Origin of the sequence: Pseudarthrobacter sp. NIBRBAC000502771, from assembly GCF_006517215.1 — a bacterium.
GTDB classification, from domain to species: Bacteria; Actinomycetota; Actinomycetes; order Actinomycetales; family Micrococcaceae; genus Arthrobacter; species Arthrobacter niigatensis.
Window position 1 is genome coordinate 930,158 of record NZ_CP041187.1, and the last position, 21,289, is coordinate 951,446.

The following is a 21,289-nucleotide window of genomic DNA, read 5'->3' on the forward strand; positions in this document are numbered from 1 at the left end:
CACCAACACGACGGGGAACGGGTCCGGATGGGACCCCGGCGCCAATCCCCACCCTACAACCACTTAAGTCTAAAAACAACAAAAGATTGCACGGAATCGACGGAGTCACTGGGCGGCCCGCGCGCTCGCCACGTCGTGCGCCAGCCGTTGGTCTTCCAGCAATTCCTGTAGGTCAGCCACCTCCCTGCCGCTCGAGGCGGCTTCGATGGCCCGGCGCAAGGCCAGCCGCGCCGGAGCCTCGTAGCGCTCCGGCGCCGTAAGCGCCCCCTCCGCCGTCGAGGTCTCCAGCTTGGCCCAGCCGGCAGCATGATCGATGGCAACCTCCGTCCTGACCTCGCCCAAGGCCAGGACCTGGAGCAGGCCGCCTGCGGCAGGTCCTTCGAGGACGGTGCCCACCATGCTGGACGGAAGGCGGCTTCCGCCGGCCACCGGCGAATCCAGCAGTGCCATGGTGCCCCGCGCGGCCGCCACCCCCGCCCGGAGGGTCAGCGAAGAACCTGCCAGGGAGCGGGCCCAGCCGAGCCCGTCGCGGATCACGGCACCCAGGAGGGCGGCGGAGGCTGCGCACTCCACGGTGACCACCCTCGGCAGGGTCCCGCGCCGCGCCCGGACCGCGTCCGCCACCATGTCGGCGCGGAGGCCGGGGCGTTCGACGACCACCGGAATACCTCCGGACCAGGTGCCCGCAGCGAAGACCTCCCGGGGCAGGGCCCCGGGATCCGCGATCACCACCGCCGCCGCTCCCCCGTCCCGGGCATCCAGCAGTCCGGCCCACCAGTTGCCGGAGCCGGGGATGACGGCAACGGCACCGCACATGTCATCCGCCAGCCTGGCACTGGCGGGAAGCCCGGCCGCGGCCGCCACATAGGCGGGCAACCGGGTAAAGACGCCGGCGTGGGGCCCTTGGGGCATCACTGCCGCCCCGCTTCGAGAATCTTTGCGGCGGCAGCACCAGCCAGGTCGATTGCGTAGTGCGCGTCAGCCAGCAGTTCGTCGTACTCCACCGGGACCTTGGCCTCAAGGCACGATGCCAGGGCGCGCCACTCAGCCACATAGCCGTCCACGGGATCCCTCCTGTACTCGGTCCGCTGCCCATCGTCCGCGCGTACGCTGATGACGGCGCTTCCCGCGTGGACGAAGGCCGGCGGGAAGTTGACCTCGATCCGGTCATGGGAGGTGGCAATGGCCATGCGCCAGAGGGCGTCGGGGCCTTCCGGAAGCATGGTGAGGGCGAGCTGGACCAGGACACTGCCTGCCCGGTACCCCACCAGGTAGCCGATGGGCGCGGCGAGCTGTGCATAGACAACCTCGTCAATGCCCGGCGCGATGCCCCTGACTGCAGGCAGGTCATGGATGGCCAGCCCGATCAGCAGCTGCCGCAGGACTCCTGCCGCAATCTCCGGGCGGCCCAGGTCCGGGCGGCCGTGGGCCGCAGCCTGGAACGGGGCGCCTTCCGCCACGAGCCGGTGGTACCTGTCGTTGGGCGGAAGCGCCAACGTGACCGATACGGCCCGCACCCCGCCGTCGAGCGAAGCAAGGTGGCGCCTGGCGCGGTCCCAGGCGGCATCAAACACGTGGTTTGTGCCCACCAGGAGGATGGCGCCGGCCGCGCGGCAGGCATCGATGGCGCGGCTGGCATCTTGCCTGGTGGTGGCCAGGGGCTTTTCGCAGAAGATGGCCCGCTTGCCGGCCGCCACTGCCGCCAGGATATGCCGGGCGTGTTCTGACGGCGGGCTGCAGACCGCCACCACCTGCACCTCCGGGTCTGCCAGCAGCTCCCGATCCCCGCTGGACCAGCGCGCACCGCACGGTTCAGCAAGGTCCCTCGAACGGCCACTTCCGGCATCGGCGATATGCACCACATCAAACAGGTCCGGGAGCCCGCGCAACACCGGCAAATGAAGGGCCGCAACGCCGGGCCCGGCTCCGAGTATCCCTATTCTCCAAGGCATCGTCGCCTCCTTCTTATGTCTCTATTATTCATAAGTCGGCGAAGTTTTAGCCATAGTTGATCTGATTTCGCGCCTTAGTCGCGTGCCATGTGTGAGAATTGGTGCCATGACGACAGACTCCACCCTCCGTTTCGGAGCACAAACGGACGAAGTGACCAGCCTGCTGCGGATCGTCAACCTGGTGCGGACAGGCGAGGCGACCACCCGGCCGGAAATCGGCAAGGTTACCGGGCTGGGCCGGGGCGTCGTGAGCCAGCGGGTGGACCAGGCCATCGCGATCGGATTCCTGGGTGACGGCGATTTCGGGGCCTCGTCCGGAGGCCGCGCGCCGCGGACCCTCCGCTTTCGCTCGGAACAGGGGCGGATTGTCATCTGCGCCCTCGGCGCAGCACACATCAGGGTGGGCTTCGCGGCGCTCGACGGCGACATCATTGACCACGCACACCGCAGCTGGGACATCGCCCAGGGACCGGAGAAGACGATCGATGCCGTCATGTCCCTTGTTGAGGACGTGCTCAAAGATCACCCTCCCGTGCCGGTATGGGGCGTCGTGGTTGGCCTGCCGGGACCGGTGGACTTCGCCACGGGACAGCCCGTCGCTCCGCCGATCATGCCCGGGTGGAACGGCTACGACGTCCGGACGCCCTTCGAGGAACGCTTCAACGCGCCGGTATGGGTGGATAACGACTCCAACCTGCTGGCGCTTGGTGAGCGGGCCCGCCGTCGCGACATGCTCACGGACCTGATCTACTGCAAGATCGGCTCGGGCGTCGGCTCCGGCCTGCTGTCCAAGGGCCGTATACATCGTGGTGCCAACGGCGCTGCCGGGGACATCGGCCACGTCCGGGTCTCCGACTCCAACGAGCAGTGCCGCTGCGGCAAGGTCGGATGCCTCGAAGCTGTGGCCGGCGGATGGGCCCTGGTGCGGGACGCAGAGCACGCCATCAAGGAAGGCGCCACCACTTCCCTGGCCGGCCGGGCAAAAGAGCGGGCGCTGACGCTGGAGGACATCACGCTCGCGGCACAGGCCGGCGATTCGCTCGCCATCTCGCTCGTCCAGAAGTCCGCCCATGTAGCCGGCGAGACCATTTCAGCCCTGGTCAACATGTTCAACCCCGGAGTCATTGTCATCGGCGGTGCCATTGCCTCTGCGGGCGAGGTGTTCCTGGCCGAGGTTCGGCAACGCGTGTATGAGCTGTCACTGCCCCTCGCCACCCGCGACCTCACCATCACGTTGTCCGTGAACGACGAGCGCGAACCACTGCGCGGCGGAGCCGAGCTTGCACGCGAGCAGTTGTTCGATGTCACCTTCCCGCGCTGGTTTGCCGAAGGCCGGCCATCCCCCGAACGCACGGCAGTGCCGGCCTGACCTGGCATTCCCGTCCGGCAGCGCCGCTCACGCCACGTCGCGGGAGATGCCCGGCACCACGGCCGGACGTACAGCCAGCCGGGCCTCAACGTGGAACGGGAGTACCAGCGCAGACCCTGATGGTGCCTGGAGGTACGGCATCATCAGGGTGAAATCGACAGCGACGGCGTGCGCGCCGGCGGAGATTTCCTGCGGGACCGCCAGGACAAGCCTGTCCTGGATGAACCACCAGCCGGACTCTGCTTGCAAGGCGTCGGCAGGCACGCGCCTGGCACCGAGCACCACCGACACCCGGCCCGCCGCCACCGGCACTCCATCCACCTCCACAGCCAGGCCCGCCACACTGGAGAGCGGCATAGAACGGATCCACGGCAAACCGAGCCGGAGCTCGAAACCAGCAGGAACGGCGGTCAGCGCATCGTCACGCAAAGCGGTTTCCAATCCAACACCCTTCCTTTATCCTAAAACTGACATAAGTTTGTCAGTTAAGTGCATAAAAGGAAAGGGAGCCATGGACACCGAAATTGCCGGCGGCTGGACCCTCTGCGCCAGCTCATTCAACTGGGTGCCCGACATCGTGGCCGCCCGGCGGACGGCCAGGGACATCGTTTCCGGCATTGCGGACTCGGTGCGGACGGTGGAGCTCGAACCGGGGCTCGTGTGGCGGTCCTTTCCCGCTCCGCAGGACGATGAGGTGGACGCCCTCCGGGAATCCCTGGCCGCGAAAGGGGCCAGCATCACCATTGTCGGGGCGAGCCTGGACGACTTCACCTCCCCCGGCACCAGACGGTCCCAGAAGGAGCGGCTGGACTTCCTGGTGCCCCAACTCCACGCTGCGCATCGGGTGGGAGCCCACGGAGTGCGCCTGCCGATCGGCCAGGCGGGGCCAGGACTGCTCACCCTGCTGCAACCGCTGCTGCACCGGCTGGACCTGGTGTTGTACGAGGAAATCCAAGGGCGGCAGGCCCCGGGGAGCCCCGGCGTCGACCCTGCACTTGAGGCGATCGCCACGCTGGCGGATGACCACGTGCGGGTGCTCGTGGACATCAGCATGCTCATGCCCGCCCTTCCCCCCACCTACCTCAGGGAACTTCGCCAAGGCGGCATTCCCGCGGACCTCCTGGCACGCCTGGAACACGACTGGCTGGATCCCGCCACCCTCGACGCCGTCACGGCCCTGCTCCGGTCGGGGCAGGTGCCGCCGCGGATCCACACCCTCTACATGAACCTGTTGATCCGTTTCGGCCGCAGCCAAGCAGGAGACCTGCAGGGCATCATGCCCCTGGTGGGGGCCTTCCACCTGAAGTTCTGGGACCTGCACGACGACGGCGGGCGGGTATCGCAGCCGCTGCGGGACCTTGCCGGCCTGCTCAGCCGGAGCAGCTTCACCGGCACGCTGACCAGCGAGTGGGGCGGCCACGAGTGGCTGCAGGACGATCCCACCGAGATGACGCAGCGTCACCTGGCCCTGGCGGAGGCAGCCCTTTCCACGGGTGGTTGAGCCTGGGAACACAACACAACGGCCGGCCCGGAAGCTTCCGGGCCGGCCGTTGTGTTGGCGGTGCTATTTGGTGCTGAAGGCGGCGTCGAACGCGGCCGCAGATGGCTCGTAGCCGGAAAGCCTGCGGACAAACTCAAGCGCTTCGGGAGCGCCGTCCAACCGGTCCATGCCTGCGTCCTCCCATTCCACTGAGAGCGGTCCGCGGTAGCCGATCGAATTGAGCATCCGGAACGCGTCCTCCCAGGGCACATCGCCGTGGCCGGTGGAGATGAAATCCCAGCCGCGGCGCGGGTCGGCCCACGGCAGGTGGGACGACAGCCGGCCGTTGCGTCCGTTGACCAGCCGCTTCTTCGTGTCCTTGCAGTGCACGTGGTAAATGCGGTCCTGGAAGTCCCACAGGAATCCCACGGGATCAATGTCCTGCCAGACCATGTGGCTCGGGTCCCAGTTCAACCCGAAGGCTTCCCGGTGGCCGATCGCCTCCAGGGTGCGCCGGGTTGTCCAATAGTCGTAGGCAATCTCCGACGGGTGCACCTCATGGGCAAACCGGACGCCCACCTCGTCAAAGACGTCGAGGATCGGGTTCCACCGGTCGGCAAAGTCCTGGTAGCCGGCGTCGACCATCTTCTCCGTGGCCGGCGGGAACATGGCAACGTACTTCCAGATGGACGATCCCGTAAAGCCCGTCACCGTCTTCACGCCTAGCTTCGCAGCCAGCCTTGCGGTGTTCTTCAATTCCTCCGCGGCGCGCCGGCGGACGCCCTCCGGATCGCCGTCGCCCCACACCACGTCCGGAAGGATGCCCCGGTGCCGTTCGTCGATCGGGTCATCGCACACTGCCTGGCCCTTGAGATGGTTGGAAATGGTCCACACCTTCAGGCCGTTGCGTTCGAGGATGTCCAGCTTGCCCTGCACGTAGGCGTCGTCATCCCAGCGCCACGGATCCAGGTGGTCACCCCAGCAGGCGATCTCCAGTCCGTCGTAGCCCCACTCGCCGGCGAGGCGGGCCACTTCTTCGAAGGGCAGGTCGGCCCACTGGCCGGTGAACAAAGTGATCGGTCGTGCCACGGATGTCTCCTCCCTATACTGCCGGGGCGGGTACGCCGGCGGCGACCCGTGTCCAGGCGGAATCATTGTCGGAACTGCGTTCAACTGCCTCCAGTACCTGCTGCACCTGCAGCCCGTCGGCGAAGGTCGGTTGCGGGTGGGCACCGTTGGCGATGCCCTCCACCAGGTCCTTCACCTGGTGCGAGAACCCGTGCTCGTAGCCGAGCATGTGGCCGGCGGGCCACCACCCGGACAGGTACGGGTGCTCCGGCTCGGTGACCAGGATCTTCCGGAACCCTTGGCGGTCCGGGGAAGCAGTCCGGTCGTAGAACTGGACGCTGTTGAGGTCTTCGAGGTCGAAGGCGAGGGCCCCCTTGTCCCCGGAAACCTCGATCTGAAGCGCGTTCTTCCTGCCGGTCGCGAACCTGGATGCCTCGAAGGAGGCCAGGGCGCCGGATTCGAAGCGGCCGGTGAAAATGGCGATGTCATCCACCGTTACCTTGCCGAATCCCGCACCCGCGGTTCCGGACAGCCCCGCGCCCGATTCGAGCAGCGGCCGTTCCTTCACGATGGTCTCGATCACGCCGGAGACCGTGCGGAGGGTGAGGCCCGTGACGAACTGGGCGAGGTCGATGGCGTGGGCTCCGATGTCGCCCAGCGCACCGGATCCGGCGTGTTCCTTCTGCAGGCGCCACGCGAGCGGCATGTCCGGGTCAACCAGCCAGTCCTGCCGGTAGGAGGCCCGGACCTGGCGGACTGTTCCCACCGCACCTTCGGCAATGAGATTGCGCATGAGGGTTACCGCGGGGACGCGGCGGTAGGTGAACCCCACCATCGCACGAAGGCCGCGGGCGGCGGCCCTTTCCGCAGCTTCGGCCATTGCTTCGGCTTCGGCCACGGTGTTGGCCAGCGGCTTCTCGCACAGGACGTGCTTTCCCGTCTCCAGTGCAGCAATGGCGATCTCGGCGTGGGAGTCGCCCGGGGTGACAATGTCGACGACGTCGATGTCTTCCCGCGCGATCACGTCGCGCCAGTCGGTGGCCGCCTCAGCCCACCCCCACTTCCGCGCCGCCTCATTCACCGCTTGGGCGTTCCGGCCGACAATGACCGCCATGTCCGGCTCGGCGGGAAGGTCGAACACCCGCGGAGCCGTGCGCCAGCCCTGGGAATGCGCGGCGCCCATGAACCCGTACCCGATCATGGCCACGCGCAGGGTGGTCATGCCAGCACAACCTTTCGGTCCACGGCCACCCGGTTCCCCACGTACCGCATTGGAGCGATCTGCATGTAGAGGAGGCGGAGGGTCAGGATGACCTCGACGTCGATTTCCTCGCCGGCGTCGGGAACACGGTCCAGCGGGATGATGATGTCCGGCTTGTCAGCCACGAACCACAGGGTGTCCCACTGCTCCGGAAGCTCCGCGATGGAGTACGACCGGCCCTGCAGTTCGAAGCGGAGGGATTCCTTGGGGATTTCCACGCGGTTGACGGTTGCCGCGACGTCGTCTACGGCGGACAGCCACAGGCTCCGGTACCACGGGAGTTGCACCGCAACGGAGATGCCTTCCGGGTGCCGGCGGACGTCGGCGTCCTGGAAAAGGGAGTTATGGGTTGCCATGATTAGTCCTTACTCAAAGGTCTCGACGAAAGTCTGGTGGGGTGCAGGCGGCTGCGGTTCCAGCGTCTGCCGGGCCGACGGATTGTAGGGGTGGTATTCGCTCGGGACCGGCTGGTCCGCGGGCGGCATGAAGACGGGCTTTCCGTCGTCACCGAAGTACATGAGGTCCAGGGCGAAAGCGTGCTGGTTCTTCTCGGCAAAGCTGATCCAGTTTTCCTCGAAGGGTGCCCGCAGCAACTCGTAGCAGCGGAACTTCCAGATCTTCCATTCACCGTCCTGGCGCAGGAAGTCCACCGCGTATTTGCACCAGACCCAGTGGGCCCAGACTTTCTTGCCCTGGACTTCGCCCGGCGAGTACATGTAGTCGGGGCTCTCCTTGGCCACGTCCGGGTCGGTCAGGCCGGACTCGTTGCCGGTCATGATCCAGACGCCCTTGGCGGTCTTGCCGTCGGCCGCCACCTCGATGACCGGAGTGGTGGTGTAGTGCAGGATCAGCTTGCCGACGGGTTTGGGGCGGCCCTGGTGGTACCGGATCACGCTGTCGTAGTCCGTGTACTGCCCGGCGTTCGTGTACCGGGCACGCACCCCCGGCGTGCCCGGCTTGACCCAGAGCGGGATGATTTGCTCATCCTCAAACGCGTTGTGAAGGTACATGTAGCGGTTGAACAGGTTCTCGATGTCCCCCCGGTCGTTGGCCCGGCGCGCCAACCGGAGCGCTTCGCCAAGCTCGGCGCGGAGCCGCTCCACCTCGGCGGTGAGGTCGGTGTCGATCGCAGGCATCGATTTCTCCTTAGGCGGGAACCACTGATTCTTCGATGGCCTTGCGCATGAGGGCGTGCTGCTTCTTGACGAGCTCGATGGGGTCGGATTCGCCGAGGTCGGCAAAGGCGTGGCCCTCCCACTCGCTGGACAGGAAGCCCTGGTAGCCGCCCTTGACGAACTGGCGCACAATCCTCGGAATGTCCATGGCGGGCTCGTTGCCGTTCTCGTCAATGTCATAGAACTTGGCATGGACGTGGAACATCTGCGGCATGATGTCCAGCCATTCCTCCGGCGGAACCAGGCCGTGCATGTTGAAGGCCAGCCGGGTGAAGGGACCGAGCTGCGCCGGATCGAAGTTGTTCTCCCGCAGGTAGTCCTCAAACTCCTGGTTGCGTTCCTGCATGGGCAGTGGCTTGCGCCAGATGTCCTGCATGACGGCGAAGTGTTCCTGCGGCAGGCCCATCTGGGTCAGCGTGCGGAACAGGGTGGGAGAGAGGCTGTGCATGGTGGAGCTGAAGTCAGCGGTGAAACCCAGCCGGTCGCTGTCCAGCTCGGCGTACATCTCCCGGATCTGCAGGATCTTCGGATCGTTGGGGCCCTGCGGGGCGTGGATCTCGTAGCCCAGCTTCTGGTCGTACTTTTCGGCCAGGGGAAGAAGCCGCCGCAGCAGTTCCTTGCCGGCGGACCGGATCACGATCTTGTTGAAGCCGAGCGTGTTGGCGGTCTTGAGCTGCCTGGCGAAAAAGTCGAATTCCTCGTCCGGCGTCATGTCCCGGTCCTTGCGCCGGCCCATGTCCAGGTTCGTGCCGACGGCGCTCGGGGTGAGGCCGTAGCGGTCCATGCTGTCGCGCCACAGTTTCACGAAGTCGTCATCCACGTCGGGATAGGTGCGCAGCATTTGCGCGATGTTGAATTCGACGCCGGGACCGAGGCCTTCGTCGGCGACGGCCTTGATCAGGGTTTCGGGGGTGTACAGCCCGGCCGCGAATTCGGAGGTGAGTGAGTAAAGGGTGATGCCAAGCTCGATGCCGGAGCCTGCGATTCCTTCTGACATGTTCTGTGATCCCTTCGGTGTCAGCCGCGGACGGGCTGGGCGAGGTGGCTGTTGAGGATGCGTCGCGCTTCGGCGGCGTCGGTGACCATGGCCGAGCCGGCGTCGGCAGCGGCGGAGCGCTGGACGGCCTGCTCTCCGCGGATGATGTCGAACGGGTCCTGCCAGTTGTTCCAGTGCCAGCCTTCGTATTCGCTGGAGATCGCACCGGAGTAGCCGTTCTCCACCAGCTGGCGGACCAGCCCGCGTACCGGAACGGACGGCTCTTCGCCGTTCTCGTCGATGCCGAAGAACTTTCCGTGGACGTGCCGGACCCACGGCATGATTTCCAGCCAGGTGTCCAGCGGCGCGGGGCCGAAGAGGCCGGTTCCATTGATGGCGAAGTCGATGCCAAGGTCCGGGCGGCCGTTGCGTGCGGCCAGGCCGATAAAGGCGCCGAACCGCTCGCCGTGGACTTTCTGGGTGTTGGGCGGTCCTTCCGCGTAGAAACCGTTCCACAGGTCCACCACCTGCTGGAGCAGGTCCTCGGACGCTCCGCGGCGGCGGTAGGCCTCCAACAGCGAAGGGGCGAAGCCGGTGACGGTGGCGCCCCAGTCTGCGGTGAACCCCAGGAGCGGGGAGTCGAGCTTCTCGTAGCGGTCGCGCAGCGCAAGGACGCGTTCGTGTGCCCCGTGCTGGTCGGCGTGGACCTCCAGCGCCAGCGTGACGCCGTACTTTTCTGCGACGGGAAGGAGGCTCTCCATGGCATCGGGTGTCAGGGAGATTTGAACCCGGGCGATCGGGAAGCCGAGCCGGGCTGCCACTTCGATCTGCTTGCGCATGTATTCGACCAGTTCATCGTGGTTCATGAGCCGGTCGCGGCGGATTCCGGTGTCAACGTTGACGGCGAGCGAGGTGGGCACCAGGTCCACCTCCGCCACAAGGTCCCGGAACTGCCCCACGAAATTGTCATCGACGTGGTCGGGGAAGCCGCGCAGGCTGGAGAAGCCAATGACTTCGAGCCCGGGTCCAAAGCCCTCGGCCGCCACTTTGCGGATCAGGCCGTCGAGATCGTACTGCCGGCCGTGGAAGGCGCGGGTGAAGCTGTAGAGGGTGACGCCCTGGATGGGCGTGCCAAGGCTGGTCATCGTTGTGCCACCTTCATGGTCTTGGTGTCGTGCTCTTCGATGTGCAGCACGCCGTGGTCGGTGATGATGTACGGAATGTAGAGCTTCAGGTCCACCCGCACCTCGTGCCCTGCCTTGGAAGGATCGACGGGAAGGTCCCCGGACAGGACGGCGGAGTCCAGCGGGAACCACCATTCGCCGGTCTGGTCCACGAGCTCCCCGAAGCTGAACGTGCGGTTGTTCATGGTCCAGCGCAGCGATTCCTCCGGTGCGGCAACACCGTCAATGGTGAGGGCGGCCCCGGCGATGCATGAACCGGGGAGGGCCCGGTACCAGGGAATGCGGACCTCGACGGCGGCGCGGCCGTCCTGGCTGGTAAGTGTTCCTTGCTCGATTATGCGGTCGGCGATCATCGAGACCTCCTTGTCTGCGGCATGCCTTGCCGGCATCGGAATAGCGGCAACGTGCGCTTATTCATTATTTAGTCATTCTATTGTCTGAATCAGACATAAGTAAAGCATCGGCGAGTTCCGCCGCAATTTTCCCTGCGCCGCGGACAGCGAGCGCCACCGATGTCAGGGTGGGGTTGCACGCTGTGGCGGTGGGAATCACGCCGTTGCCGGCCACAAAGAGGCCGGGGACCTGCCAGACCTCGCTGTCCGGAGAACACACGCTTCCGCCGTCGTCGTACTGTCCCATCCGCGTGGTGCCCTGGTAGTGCAGCGAGGCACCCGGCGGGAGGACGAACGGCCGCTCATCAATCGGCTCTCCCACGGCCCTGCCGAGCCGCACAATCTCCTCCTTTGCCCGCTCAAGCACCTCCCGGTCCTTGTCGGTCAGGCTGTAGTGGATGCGCAGGGCAGGCATCCCATAGCTGTCCACGGCGGTGTCGTCGAAGGCGACCCTGTCGTCCCGCTGGAGGTCCTTGGCGCAGAACAGCCCCAGCCCCACAATCGATCCGGGAACGACCGGGTCGTCGTCGGCCAGGGGGATGGGTGAAGCATCCAACTGCATGATCTGGCCATGGAAGGGCATCTCATCCGTGTACGGCACCCAGGTCACTCCGCTTTGCTCACTGAGGGCTCCGTCCGCGCTGGACTGCCCCTCCTCGGCACTGACGCCGCGCAGCCGGGTGGCGAACACCACTTGGGCCTGGTCATTGAGGTACCGGCCCAAGGCCTCGGGCCGGATCCCGGAAGCCCACAACAGTTGGGGAGTGCGCAGGGCGTCACCGCCCACCACCACATAGCGCGCGGCAATGCGGTGCGTTCCGCCACCGCGGCGGTCTTCCACCTCGACTCCGGCGGCGCGGCCGCCCTCCACCAGGACACGACGGACCAGGGACTCGTCGAACAGGTCGAACCGCTGGTTTTCCCGGGTGGCAGGACCCATTACGACGTCGGATCCGGACCACACGAGGCGGCCGTCGCCTCGCCGGTGCACGGCGAGGGGCATGGGCTGGACGCGGAAGGCCGGGCTGCGGCCGTCGTCGACGGCGGCCGCGAGCCGATCGTGGACGAGGCCGGAGAACGGTGCCGCTTCAAAGGCCGAAGTGGTGACGCCGAGGAGGCGGTCGGCCTCGTCCAGCAGCTGGTCCAGGTCAGGCAGGAAAGCGATGCGCTCCTTTCCGCCGGGGCGCGGGCACGCGGCGGTCCAGTGGGCGGCCATGCCGCCCACGTTGCTGGACATTGCCGCGACGGGCATGCCGTCCTCGCCCGGGAAGGCGTAGCCGTCCTGCAGCAGGTACGTTCCGGGGCGGGCGCGCCGTTCGCCGCTCTTCACGGCGCCGGGCGAGTTGACCGTCTCGGCCCCGGCGCCGGGGCCTTCCGAAGCCTGTTGGGCGGCTGCACGGCGGGCCTCATCCTCGATGTTCTTGACGTGGGCGCCCGGTGGAGAACTGACCGTGGGCCCCACCTCGAACATGGCGATGCTGGCTCCAGGGGCCCGCTCACTGAGGATGCGGGCGTACGCGGATGCGGTGGGCCCGCTGCCCACGATGGCTACATCGACGGCGGCGGGGTAGCGGCTGCTGCTCACCGTCCTGCCGCCAGTTCCTGGATGCGCCGGACAGACTTGGCGGACTCAATCGTGGGGTAGTACTCAAGCCCGATGGGGCCGGCGTATCCGCTGTCCTGCAGGTCGGCGAGCCTGGCAGCCCAGTCGATGGAACCCGATCCCGGTTCGCCGCGGCCCGGCGCGTCGGCAATCTGGACGTACTTGACCAGCCGGCCCGCGTTGGCGAGCTCTGCCACCACGTCCTCCCCTTCCACTGTTGAGTGGTAGAGGTCGTAGAGGACGCCGAAGTTGGGCGAGTCCACTCCCCTGGCGACATACACGGCCTCGGAGGTCCGGTCCAGCAACGCCCCGGGGTGGTCCACCCGGATGTTGACCGGCTCCAGGACAAGGGTGATCCCGGAGCCTTCGATGTGGGCAACGCCCTTGGTGAAGATCTCAATGAGTTCATCGAGCTGGTCCTGCCGCTTGCGGCCGCCGAAGCCGGTGCCGCTGCCCACCACGATCCGCGGGCAGCCCAGTTCCTGTGCCACCTTTACGCCGGCATCGAGGCCCTCGTAGAAGGGCTCGTGGTTCTTTGGCGGAATCATGAACTGCATCCGGGGCTCGGCCAGCTGGGCGGTGAGCTGGACGCCGGTTTCCTGCAGCGCCTCCTTGAGGGCGGGAATGTCCTTACCGGTGGGACCCCACATTTCCACGGCATCGAAGCCTGCCGCGGCGGCAGCGCGGACGCGGTCTGCGGCGCTGTCGCCTGCTTCGGAGAACAAGAGGTCGATATTGGGTGCGAGCTGGAACATGGCTGTCTCCTGGAATTCTTGGAAAGGGGGTGGCTAAAACATGGGGTGGTCGTGCACCGGGTGGTCCGGGACGGGCTGGAGCACGTCCCAGTGCTCCACGATGCGCCCGGCTTCGAAGCGGTAGATATCTGCGACGGCGGCGTCGGGACGCCCGGGTCCTGATGCCCGGACGTGCACCATGGCCAGGTCTCCGTCAACGAGGATCCGCTGGACCTCGAAGCGCGAGTCCGGTGAGCCGTCGAACTTGGGCGTGAGCATCCGGATGGCGGCCTCCGGACCGTCCGGGATGGTCGGATTGTGTTGCTTGTATTCATCGGCAACAAGGAACCCGAAGGCTTCCCGTACCCGTTTTTGGGTGTAGAAGATCTCCACGAAGCGTTCAAACGCCTCGCGGTTGCCGGCCATGCGGATCAGCCTTTGAGTCCGCCGGAGAAGCCCTGGATGAAGCGCTTTTGCGCGAACAGGAACAACGCCAGGATGGGAATCATGGACACGATGACGATCGCGAAGATGGAATTCCACTTCGAGACCAGCGAACCGATGAAGTAGTACATGGCTACCGGGAGCGTCTGGTTGGCTGATCCGCCGAGGAAGATCAGCGAGGTGAAGAAATCGTTCCACACGATCAGTCCGGCGAAGATGGTGACCGTTCCGGTGGCGGGGGCCATCATGGGAAACACCACCTTGGAGAAGACCTGGGTCTTGCTGGCGCCGTCGATCGTGGCGGCTTCCTCGTAGTCCGTTCCGAGGCCCCGGAAGAAGTTCGAGTACAGGAAGATCGAGAGCGGCAGCAGCATCCCGGTATACAGGACGATCAGGCCCCAGGCCGATCCGGTGAGACCCAGGCCACGGGCGCCCATGTACAGCGGCACCGCGCCCAGCTGGCCCGGTAGGATGATGGCTACCAGGAAGAGGTAGTACGCCGCCTTGCTCCACCTGCGGGTGCTGCGGGAAATAACGTAGCCGGTAATGGACCCCAGTGCGATCAACCCCAGGATGCTCCCGGTGGTGATGATGAGGCTGTTGACCAGTCCGGCCATGACGTTGGAATTGCCTGTTGCCGTAAGGACCTTCACGAAGTTGCCAAAGTCCGGATTGCCGGGAAGCGCCAGGGCGGAGGTGGTGTACATTTCGCTGTCCGGCTTCAGCGCCGTGGTCACCAGGAAGTAGAACGGGGCGAGGAAGACCAGGGCGAGGGCCCACAGCCCGATTTCGCGGATCAGGGTGAATTTCGTGTAGCGGAACATGGATTAGTCCTCAGGATTCGATCGCGTCAGCCGCTGCTGGATCACGGCGAAGATCAGGATGATGAAGGCGAGCACCAGGGCCAGGGCAGCGCCGCCGCCGAAGTTGCCCAGCGCGAATGCCTGCTTGTACACCTGGGTGGCCAGCGTTTCCGTGGCCCCTGCCGGGCCGCCGCCGGTAAGTGCCATGATGGGGTCGAAGACCCGGAGGCCCTGGACAATGCCCAGTGTTGTGGCGATTGCGACGGCGGGACGGATCGCCGGCAGGGTGACGTTCCGGAAGCGCTGCCACAAGTTGGCGCCGTCGATTGCCGCGGCTTCTTCGACCTCCACCGCAACACCGGTGAGTCCGGCCATGAAGATCACCATGGCGAACCCGGTGGAGGACCACACGAGGACCACCAGGACTGTCCAGATGGCCCATTGCGGATCGGCGAGCCAGGGTTTTGCCAGTTGACCGAGCCCCGCCGCCTTCAGCAGGACATTGATGGGACCGTTGAAATCGAAGATGTACTTCCAGATATAGGCGGTGGCGAGGGGGCTGAGGACCACCGGCATGAAGAACAGCGTGCGGAGGATGTAGCGCGTCTTCACCACACGGTTGAGTCCCAGCGCAATGATCAGACCGGCAATGTTGCCCAGCAGTACCGATCCGAACGCGAGGAACAGTGTGTTGGAGAGGGCGCCGACCTTGGTGGGGTCCTTGAAGATTGCCTCGAAGTTGTTCAAACCGGTGATCTTGAAGGAACCGATTCCCGTCCAGTTGGTAAAGGCGAAGAACCCGCCGATGCCGGTCGCCACATAGTGGATGGCGATGACGAGGGCGATCCCGGGGAGCGCCCACCACCAGTGTCCAAATTCCAGGGAGCGGCCCCGGGGACGGGCTGGGCGGCCCATCCCCGGAGCGCGCTTGCCTCGCCGGGGTGCTTCTGCTGCTTCGCTCTTGGGTTGCATCGTCGCAGTCATGATAATTCCTTGCTTGTCCCGTTGAGTCGTTGGAACGGTAGTGGAGTGGAAGACTTACTGTCCCCAGGCGGCATCCATGGCCTGGAGGACCTGGTCAGTGGTCTTCTGCCCGGTGATCAAGCCCTGGACGCCGGTGGCCAGGGCGTCGTAGACGGACGAGTTGGGCCACTGGCTGTTGGGCAGGGGCCCGTACTTTCCGCCCTTGATCAGGTCGGCCACGTTCTTGTAGGCGCTGCCGTTGAAGTCATAGCTGTCCAGTCCGCTGACGGGAAGGGCGCCGTCAATTTCGGCAAAGGCCTTGGTCTGTTCCGGCTCAGCCGCCCAGTCGAGGAATGCCTTGGCAGCATCCTTGTTCTTGGAAGCGGCGTTGATGGAGAACGCGTAGTTGGCACTGGCGAACGTGTAGGCCTTGTCCGAGGCCTGCTCCGCCGGGAGGGCACGCACATCGAATTCAGAACCGGCGGCCGCGGTCTTCAGCTGCTTCCAGCTTGGGGCGGGGATGAAACCGGCAACGGATGTCCCACTGGCAAGGCCCTGGGTGATGGCATCAAATCCTGCGCCGGCCGCACCTTGCTGGAAGCACCCCGCATCATTGAGCTTCTTCACGGCGTCGAGGGCAGACTTCCACCCGTCCGAGCCGGCAAACGTTACCTGGTTTGCGGTCCGCTTGGTGTTCCAGTCAGGATCGCCTGCATAGACCCTGCTGGCAGCAAGGGACATGGCCATCAGCCCGGTGTTGGGGGCAGCCGCGCCGGCAAGGGCGAAGAGGGACTTACCGGAAGACTGAAGGTTCTTGCACTGCTTCTCCAAGGCGGCGAAGTCTGCGGGGAAGTCAGTGATGCCGGAGGCCTTGGCCGCCGTTTCGTTGGCCACCAGGCCGACGACGGTGATCTCCATGGCCTGCCCGTAGACTTTGCTGTCCGCGCCGAAGAGGGCATCGCTGCCGGAAGGAACCAGTTTCTTGGCGGCATCGTCCAGCGGCTCAAGGAAGCCTGCCTGTGCGAGGGGAAGGATGCTGCGCCCCTGGCCGGAACCCGGCGTCGTGACCACGACATCCGAGGCGTTGCCGGCCTGGAGTTGGGTCCGCAGGGTCTGGTCGTAGGAATCATTGGGCTGTGGGTTGAACGTGATTTTCACGTTCGAGTGGGACTTCATGTAGTCCTCCGCCAGCGTCTGGAAGGGGCTCTCGATGTTGTTGGAGGTGGCGAAGGAGAGGGAAAATTCCTGGGATCCACCGGAGGAAGAGGTGCTGCTGGCGGAGGTGGAGCAGCCAGAGAGGGCGAGGGCCGCAATGGTGGGAACGGCGAGGGCGCCGACCACCTTCAATCCCGCGGAGCGACGGTGCTGTGTCATGTCCAGCCTTTCAGACTTCGTTGTCGAGGAATCCGGAGTCGTGACCCCGGTCACTCACAAGTATGCGGGAGATGTGTAGAAAAAGCACATAAGTATCGCGTATGACAGACATAAGTTTCACGAAGGTTCGCAGAAGGATTGCATAAAGAGCCGTGATGGCGGGGCCGCCCCCGCACGCGCGGGCTGCCGCTCGATGCCACGTCCACGGCAGGCGCGCGGCGGCTGCTTAGCTGCCCGGTCCCAGGTGAACGGTGACGACAGTCCCGGACCCGGGCGCGGAACCGAGGTCAAGTCGTCCACCGGCCGCGGCGGCAATCCGGGAACAGGTTGCCAGGCCCAGGCCGGATCCGGGCGGGTCACCCTGGCGGTCAAGGCGCACCAGCGGATCGAGCACGCGTTCCCGGTCGCCCGAGGCGATGCCCTTGCCGTTGTCGATTACGCGCAGGACCGCCCCATCTTCGCCGCGGTGACCGGTGACGTGGATGACCGGCGGAACGCCCGGCCGGCGGTAGTTAAGGGCGTTGTGAATGAGATTTTGCAGGAGCACCCGGGTCTGGACCGGGTCCGCGGTAAATACCAGCTCCCCCGAGTCCACGGACGCTCCCGTCTCCTCCACGGCGGTGGCGAGGTCCGCGATGACGTCCCTTACCAGTTCCGCCAGGGAAACCGCGGCCGGCTGCAGGTCGCCTCCGATGGTGGCGAAAGCCAGGACGTCCTCGACCATCGCCAGCATGCGCCGCCCGGTCCTGCCCACAATGCCCAGGTACTCCGGAAGCCGGGCGTCGTCCCCTGCTTCTGCGTCCATTTCGCCCAGTTCCACGAATCCGAGGATCGAGGTCAGCGGGTTGCGGAGGTCATGGCTGATCCTGCCGGCAAACTCCGCCAGATGGCTGTTGCTCCGCTCGGCTTCGGCCAGCGCGTCAGCCAGGCGGCGTGCGCGGTGTTCCAGCTGCAGGACGTCGACGATTTGGGCGGCGAGGATTTCAAGGCCTCGGAGTTGTTCGCCGCTGAGCCGGCCGGTCTCCCGGGCGCCGGCACAAAGGGTGCCAAGGACAAACCCGTCGTCGGTCACCAGCGGAATGGAGGCGTAGAACCTGACACTGCTGCGCCGGCCGTCCACGTAGGGGTTGTCGCGGTACCGGGAATCCAGGGAAGCATCCTCGAGGACGGTGGGTTCACCGCTGAGGAACCCCACCGCGCACATCGAGTCTTCCCTGGTGCACAGATACTGTTCCATGCCCGCCGTGGCTGCCTGGTACTGGAGGTCTTCGGTAATGATGTTGATGGCTGTTACCGGCTGGCCACAGACCGTGCGGGCCAGTTCAACAAGATTCTGCAAGCGTTCCGACGCAGCCGGAACTTCAACGTGTCCGTCCGGACCTGGAATGGGCAGTCCGGTTCCGGCGAGGACCGCGTCGCGGACCATCTCGTTCACCGTCATGGCCTGTGGCCCTTGCCATCAGCGCGCTGAAACCACCGGCCATCCGCACGTGCGGTGGCCAAGCCTTCCATGCCGGGATCGTCCACCGATCCAGCATCCCATACAGGCGCCGCCGCGCAGGGAGAACACGGAGGGGCTTGCTCACATCGAGGAGCCGGCCCTCGATTCCGCCTTCGGCACGGAACGCATGCTCTTCCGAACCAGGTCATGTTGCCTGCGCACCAACAGCAAGGGGTCCACCTCCCCCAGTTCGGCGAAGGCATGGCCCTCCCATTCACTTGACCAGTAGCCGTGGTAGCCGCCTTCGACGAAGACGCGCACCAGCTCCGGATAGTCGATTGCAGGCTCGTTGCCGTCGTCGTCGATGTCGTAGAACTTGGCGTGGACGTGCAGGATCTGGGGCATGATGTCTGCCCATTCCCGCGGACTGACATGGCCGTGCATGTTGAAGGCGAGATGGGCGAAGGAGCCAAGCCGGGCTGGATCGAAGGCCCGGCCCTTGAGGTAGCCAATGAACTCCTCCTGGCGCGCCCGCATCGGCGCGTCGGTGGCCCAGATGGCCTGCAGCCTGGCCACCGAGTCGTCGTCCAGGCCTGCCCGCCGCACGGCACGGAGGAGCGTGGGTGACATGCTGTGCATGGTGGAGGAAAAATCCGCCACGAACCCCAGCAGCGGCGAATCGAGCTCTGCGTACACATCCCGGACCTTCATGATTTCCGGCGAGTTGGGTCCCATCGGAGCGTGGATTTCGTAGGCCAAATTGAGTTCCAGCTTCTCGGCCAGCGGCAGGAGGCGGCGAAGGAGGGCGGGCTTGGCGCTCTGGATACGGACCAGGGGGAAGCCCAGTTTCTTTGCACCATGGAACAGGGTCTCCGTGAACTCGTATTCCTCGTCCGGCGTCATGTCGCGGTCACGGCGCCGGCCCATGTCCAGGTTCGCACCGAACGAGCTGGCGGTGAAGCCATGCTTGTCGAATGCAGTTTGCCACGCCCGGGCGAAGCCATCCGATACGTGGGGGTAGGTGGGGAGCACCTGGGAGGCCACGATCTCGATCCCAGGGCCAATGCCAAGATCGGCAACCCGGTCCAGCAGCCCGTCGAAGTCGTACCAGCCGGCGCGGAACTCGGCGCTTGCCGAGTACAGCGTCAGCCCGAGGGAGAAGGGGTCGTCCCCGGTTGCGGGCGGAGGGGGTGCCGCCGCCGCCTTGAGTAGGGGTGCGGGGGCAGGCCCATCCGTGACGGCCAGCTCCAGTGTCTGGTTCACGAAGTTGGGGACGTACATGCCCGGGCCCCCATCCTGCCCCGGGGCAATCTGCATGTACGGCAGCCGGAGCTCGCCGATGAGCTGGACGGTGTGGTGGTCCCCGGGAACTGCGGGCTGGTCACGGCGGACAATGAGCAGCGGGTGTTCCTGCAGGTACCAGAGGGTTTCACTCTGCACCGGAATGTCGGTCAGCGCATATCGGGCGCCCCCGAGCTCCAGGGACAGCTCCTCTTGGGGGACGTCCCGGCCGTCGATGGTGAGCCGGAGGCTGGTGACCGAGGAGAGCCAGAGGCTCCGGTACCACGGCAGGGTAAGGGAAAGGGCAAGTCCGTCCGGGTGGGTGCGAAGGCTGGATTCGTCAAGAAGTCCGTTGGGCATGATGGTTCTCTTTACCGTGATTGGGGATGGTCAGTCGAGTTCGGAGGTGATGCTGCGGATCAGGGCATGTTGGCGGCGCACCTGCTCGATGGCACGCCAGGCAGTGCGTTCGCCTTCGTATTCGCTGGAGAGGTAGCCGGTGTAACCGGAGTCCTTCAGCGCCTGGAGCACGGGACGCCAGGGAATCTGCTGGTCTTCCAGCTGCTCGTTGATGTCGTGGAATTTCGCCTGGATGAACACCACGTATTGGGCGATGTCCTTGAAGTCCGCGGGGTTAACGGCAATGCCGTCAAGGAACGCCGGACGGGTGTCCCGGGTCTCGCCTTCACGCAGCGGAATGGGCCGGTCCTGGAAAATGCCGGTGTCGATGAGCAGGCCGAAGTTCTTGGTTCCGGTCCGCTCAATGAGCCCGATGTAGTCATCCACTACTGGGTGCTTGATGGGGGTGGGCGAGTGGATCTCGGGGCAGATGACCATTCCCAGCTCGTGGGCCAGGTCAAGGGAGCGTTCCACCGATTCAGTCCAGATGGGGTCCGGCACGAGGTCGCTGGAGACCACACCGATTTTTGGCCGGACAAAGCTGAAGCCCAGCCGGTGGGCCAGTTTCAGGTCCCGTTGCAGGGCCTGCGCGCCTTCGGTGGCCGTCATCGACCGGCCCGGGTGGAGCCTGGTATCAATCCAGGAACCGTAGTTGGTGGGCTCCAGGGAGTACTTTTCCAGCAGGTTGAACCAGGTGTCGATCCAGGCCGGTGAGGGTTCCGGATAGCCGGGAACGTGCCCCTCACCGAGGATCTCGACCCCTGTTGCGCCCACGTCGGCTACATGGGCCAGGGCACTTTCGAGGTCCAGGACCGTGCCGTAATCGCCCATGTAGCTGTAGAGGGAAACTCCGTAGCGGAACGTCCCGTCACCGCCTTCGGGTGCCAGCGTGACCTTGCGGCTGACCCGGTGGATGGTGGGCTGGTGCTCCTCAGGAATGTAGGACATCCGTAACCGCAGCTCGATGCTCAGTTCGTGGACACCTTGCGGAAGGCCGCCGTCGAACGGAACCGTTATCACCGCCGCCTCCTCAAGCGGCCAGCGGACCCCCTCGCTGCCCCACAGCTCCGGCAGGGTGAAGGTCCGGCCGCCGAAGGTCCACAACGGAATGTCCGGACCGACGTCCACCAGGTTGCCGACGCGCACGGCGACACCATCGACCAGGGAAGCCGCCATGCCCCGGTAGGAGGGCATCCGGACGCGGAACTGGAAGCCGGTTACCCGCCCTCCTTCCTTAACGTTGCGGAAGCCTGCGGACTGGATGAGGTCTCTTTCGAGAAGCATCGTTGCTCACTCTCTGTAGGGGCATGCCGATCGTAGCAACCATTATGTCTTTTTCAAACTAAAGTATGTAGAGTTCCATCAAAACTATCGCTGAACGAGGGAGTGG

General features: G+C 65.5%; 21 protein-coding genes. 2 read left to right on the forward strand and 19 right to left on the reverse strand.

All coding sequences use genetic code 11. From position 1 onward, the window contains the following. Nucleotides 1-105: 105 nt before the first annotated feature. On the reverse strand, nucleotides 106-912 hold the full coding sequence (locus NIBR502771_RS04430; protein WP_141158665.1) for a hypothetical protein: 807 nt from the start codon (nucleotides 910-912) through the stop codon (nucleotides 106-108). Then, the gene (locus tag NIBR502771_RS04435; RefSeq protein ID WP_141158666.1) at nucleotides 912-1,952 is read right to left on the reverse strand and encodes a Gfo/Idh/MocA family protein; all 1,041 of its coding nucleotides are present in this window, start codon (nucleotides 1,950-1,952) and stop codon (nucleotides 912-914) included. Before NIBR502771_RS04435 ends, NIBR502771_RS04430 begins: the two co-directional genes overlap by 1 nt. A gap of 106 nt (nucleotides 1,953-2,058) precedes the next feature. On the opposite strand from NIBR502771_RS04435, the gene NIBR502771_RS04440 reads away from it, so the two are divergent. Next, nucleotides 2,059-3,321, forward strand: a complete 1,263-nt coding sequence (locus NIBR502771_RS04440; RefSeq protein WP_141158667.1) for an ROK family protein — start codon at nucleotides 2,059-2,061, stop codon at nucleotides 3,319-3,321. A 27-nt stretch (nucleotides 3,322-3,348) separates the two neighbouring features. Here the strand turns inward: NIBR502771_RS04440 and NIBR502771_RS04445 are convergent, their stop codons facing one another. Beyond that, entirely contained in the window at nucleotides 3,349-3,678 is a 330-nt protein-coding gene (locus tag NIBR502771_RS04445) for a hypothetical protein (RefSeq protein WP_246839811.1), read from the reverse strand. Between the two features lie 154 nt (nucleotides 3,679-3,832). On the opposite strand from NIBR502771_RS04445, the gene NIBR502771_RS04450 reads away from it, so the two are divergent. After that, the gene (locus NIBR502771_RS04450; RefSeq protein ID WP_141158669.1) at nucleotides 3,833-4,822 is read left to right on the forward strand and encodes a restriction endonuclease subunit R; all 990 of its coding nucleotides are present in this window, start codon (nucleotides 3,833-3,835) and stop codon (nucleotides 4,820-4,822) included. A 63-nt stretch (nucleotides 4,823-4,885) separates the two neighbouring features. Here NIBR502771_RS04450 and NIBR502771_RS04455 read toward each other — a convergent pair whose 3' ends face one another. The 16 genes from NIBR502771_RS04455 to NIBR502771_RS04530 all read right to left on the reverse strand — a co-directional run bounded on the left by NIBR502771_RS04455 (nucleotide 4,886) and on the right by NIBR502771_RS04530 (nucleotide 21,183). After that, complete coding sequence (locus NIBR502771_RS04455) at nucleotides 4,886-5,890, reverse strand: sugar phosphate isomerase/epimerase (protein ID WP_109044129.1); 1,005 nt, start codon at nucleotides 5,888-5,890, stop codon at nucleotides 4,886-4,888. Between the two features lie 13 nt (nucleotides 5,891-5,903). Continuing rightward, complete coding sequence (locus NIBR502771_RS04460) at nucleotides 5,904-7,091, reverse strand: Gfo/Idh/MocA family protein (RefSeq protein WP_210411323.1); 1,188 nt, start codon at nucleotides 7,089-7,091, stop codon at nucleotides 5,904-5,906. Beyond that, nucleotides 7,088-7,486: a DUF6379 domain-containing protein gene (locus NIBR502771_RS04465; RefSeq protein ID WP_141158670.1), complete on the reverse strand. Its 399-nt coding sequence runs from the start codon at nucleotides 7,484-7,486 to the stop codon at nucleotides 7,088-7,090. The genes NIBR502771_RS04460 and NIBR502771_RS04465 overlap by 4 nt, the downstream gene beginning before the upstream one ends. Nucleotides 7,487-7,495: 9 nt before the next feature. Beyond that, nucleotides 7,496-8,266: a nuclear transport factor 2 family protein gene (locus tag NIBR502771_RS04470; protein WP_141158671.1), complete on the reverse strand. Its 771-nt coding sequence runs from the start codon at nucleotides 8,264-8,266 to the stop codon at nucleotides 7,496-7,498. Nucleotides 8,267-8,276: 10 nt separating this feature from the next. Then, nucleotides 8,277-9,302: a sugar phosphate isomerase/epimerase gene (locus NIBR502771_RS04475; protein ID WP_141158672.1), complete on the reverse strand. Its 1,026-nt coding sequence runs from the start codon at nucleotides 9,300-9,302 to the stop codon at nucleotides 8,277-8,279. Nucleotides 9,303-9,322: 20 nt separating this feature from the next. Further along, nucleotides 9,323-10,426 carry a sugar phosphate isomerase/epimerase gene (locus tag NIBR502771_RS04480; RefSeq protein WP_141158673.1) on the reverse strand — a complete coding sequence of 368 codons (1,104 nt, stop codon included), beginning with the start codon at nucleotides 10,424-10,426 and terminating at the stop codon, nucleotides 9,323-9,325. Further along, complete coding sequence (locus NIBR502771_RS04485; protein ID WP_109044134.1) at nucleotides 10,423-10,818, reverse strand: DUF6379 domain-containing protein; 396 nt, start codon at nucleotides 10,816-10,818, stop codon at nucleotides 10,423-10,425. Before NIBR502771_RS04485 ends, NIBR502771_RS04480 begins: the two co-directional genes overlap by 4 nt. 64 nt (nucleotides 10,819-10,882) lie before the next feature. Beyond that, on the reverse strand, nucleotides 10,883-12,442 hold the full coding sequence (locus NIBR502771_RS04490; protein ID WP_141158674.1) for a GMC oxidoreductase: 1,560 nt from the start codon (nucleotides 12,440-12,442) through the stop codon (nucleotides 10,883-10,885). Beyond that, a complete protein-coding gene (locus NIBR502771_RS04495; RefSeq protein ID WP_141158675.1) occupies nucleotides 12,439-13,215 on the reverse strand; it encodes a TIM barrel protein in 777 nt (258 codons plus the stop codon). The genes NIBR502771_RS04490 and NIBR502771_RS04495 overlap by 4 nt, the downstream gene beginning before the upstream one ends. A gap of 33 nt (nucleotides 13,216-13,248) precedes the next feature. Further along, nucleotides 13,249-13,620, reverse strand: coding sequence for a nuclear transport factor 2 family protein (locus tag NIBR502771_RS04500; RefSeq protein ID WP_141158676.1), 372 nt, complete (start codon nucleotides 13,618-13,620; stop codon nucleotides 13,249-13,251). Nucleotides 13,621-13,625: 5 nt separating this feature from the next. Continuing rightward, a complete protein-coding gene (locus NIBR502771_RS04505; protein WP_141158677.1) occupies nucleotides 13,626-14,462 on the reverse strand; it encodes a carbohydrate ABC transporter permease in 837 nt (278 codons plus the stop codon). 3 nt (nucleotides 14,463-14,465) lie between these two features. After that, on the reverse strand, nucleotides 14,466-15,425 hold the full coding sequence (locus NIBR502771_RS04510; RefSeq protein WP_141158678.1) for a carbohydrate ABC transporter permease: 960 nt from the start codon (nucleotides 15,423-15,425) through the stop codon (nucleotides 14,466-14,468). Nucleotides 15,426-15,479: 54 nt separating this feature from the next. Next, nucleotides 15,480-16,778 carry an ABC transporter substrate-binding protein gene (locus NIBR502771_RS04515; RefSeq protein WP_141158679.1) on the reverse strand — a complete coding sequence of 433 codons (1,299 nt, stop codon included), beginning with the start codon at nucleotides 16,776-16,778 and terminating at the stop codon, nucleotides 15,480-15,482. Nucleotides 16,779-17,004: 226 nt separating this feature from the next. Continuing rightward, entirely contained in the window at nucleotides 17,005-18,219 is a 1,215-nt protein-coding gene (locus NIBR502771_RS04520) for an ATP-binding protein (protein ID WP_141158680.1), read from the reverse strand. A gap of 141 nt (nucleotides 18,220-18,360) precedes the next feature. Continuing rightward, nucleotides 18,361-19,860 carry a DUF6379 domain-containing protein gene (locus NIBR502771_RS04525; RefSeq protein ID WP_141158681.1) on the reverse strand — a complete coding sequence of 500 codons (1,500 nt, stop codon included), beginning with the start codon at nucleotides 19,858-19,860 and terminating at the stop codon, nucleotides 18,361-18,363. Between the two features lie 30 nt (nucleotides 19,861-19,890). Continuing rightward, entirely contained in the window at nucleotides 19,891-21,183 is a 1,293-nt protein-coding gene (locus NIBR502771_RS04530) for a DUF6379 domain-containing protein (RefSeq protein ID WP_141158682.1), read from the reverse strand. Nucleotides 21,184-21,289: the final 106 nt, after the last annotated feature.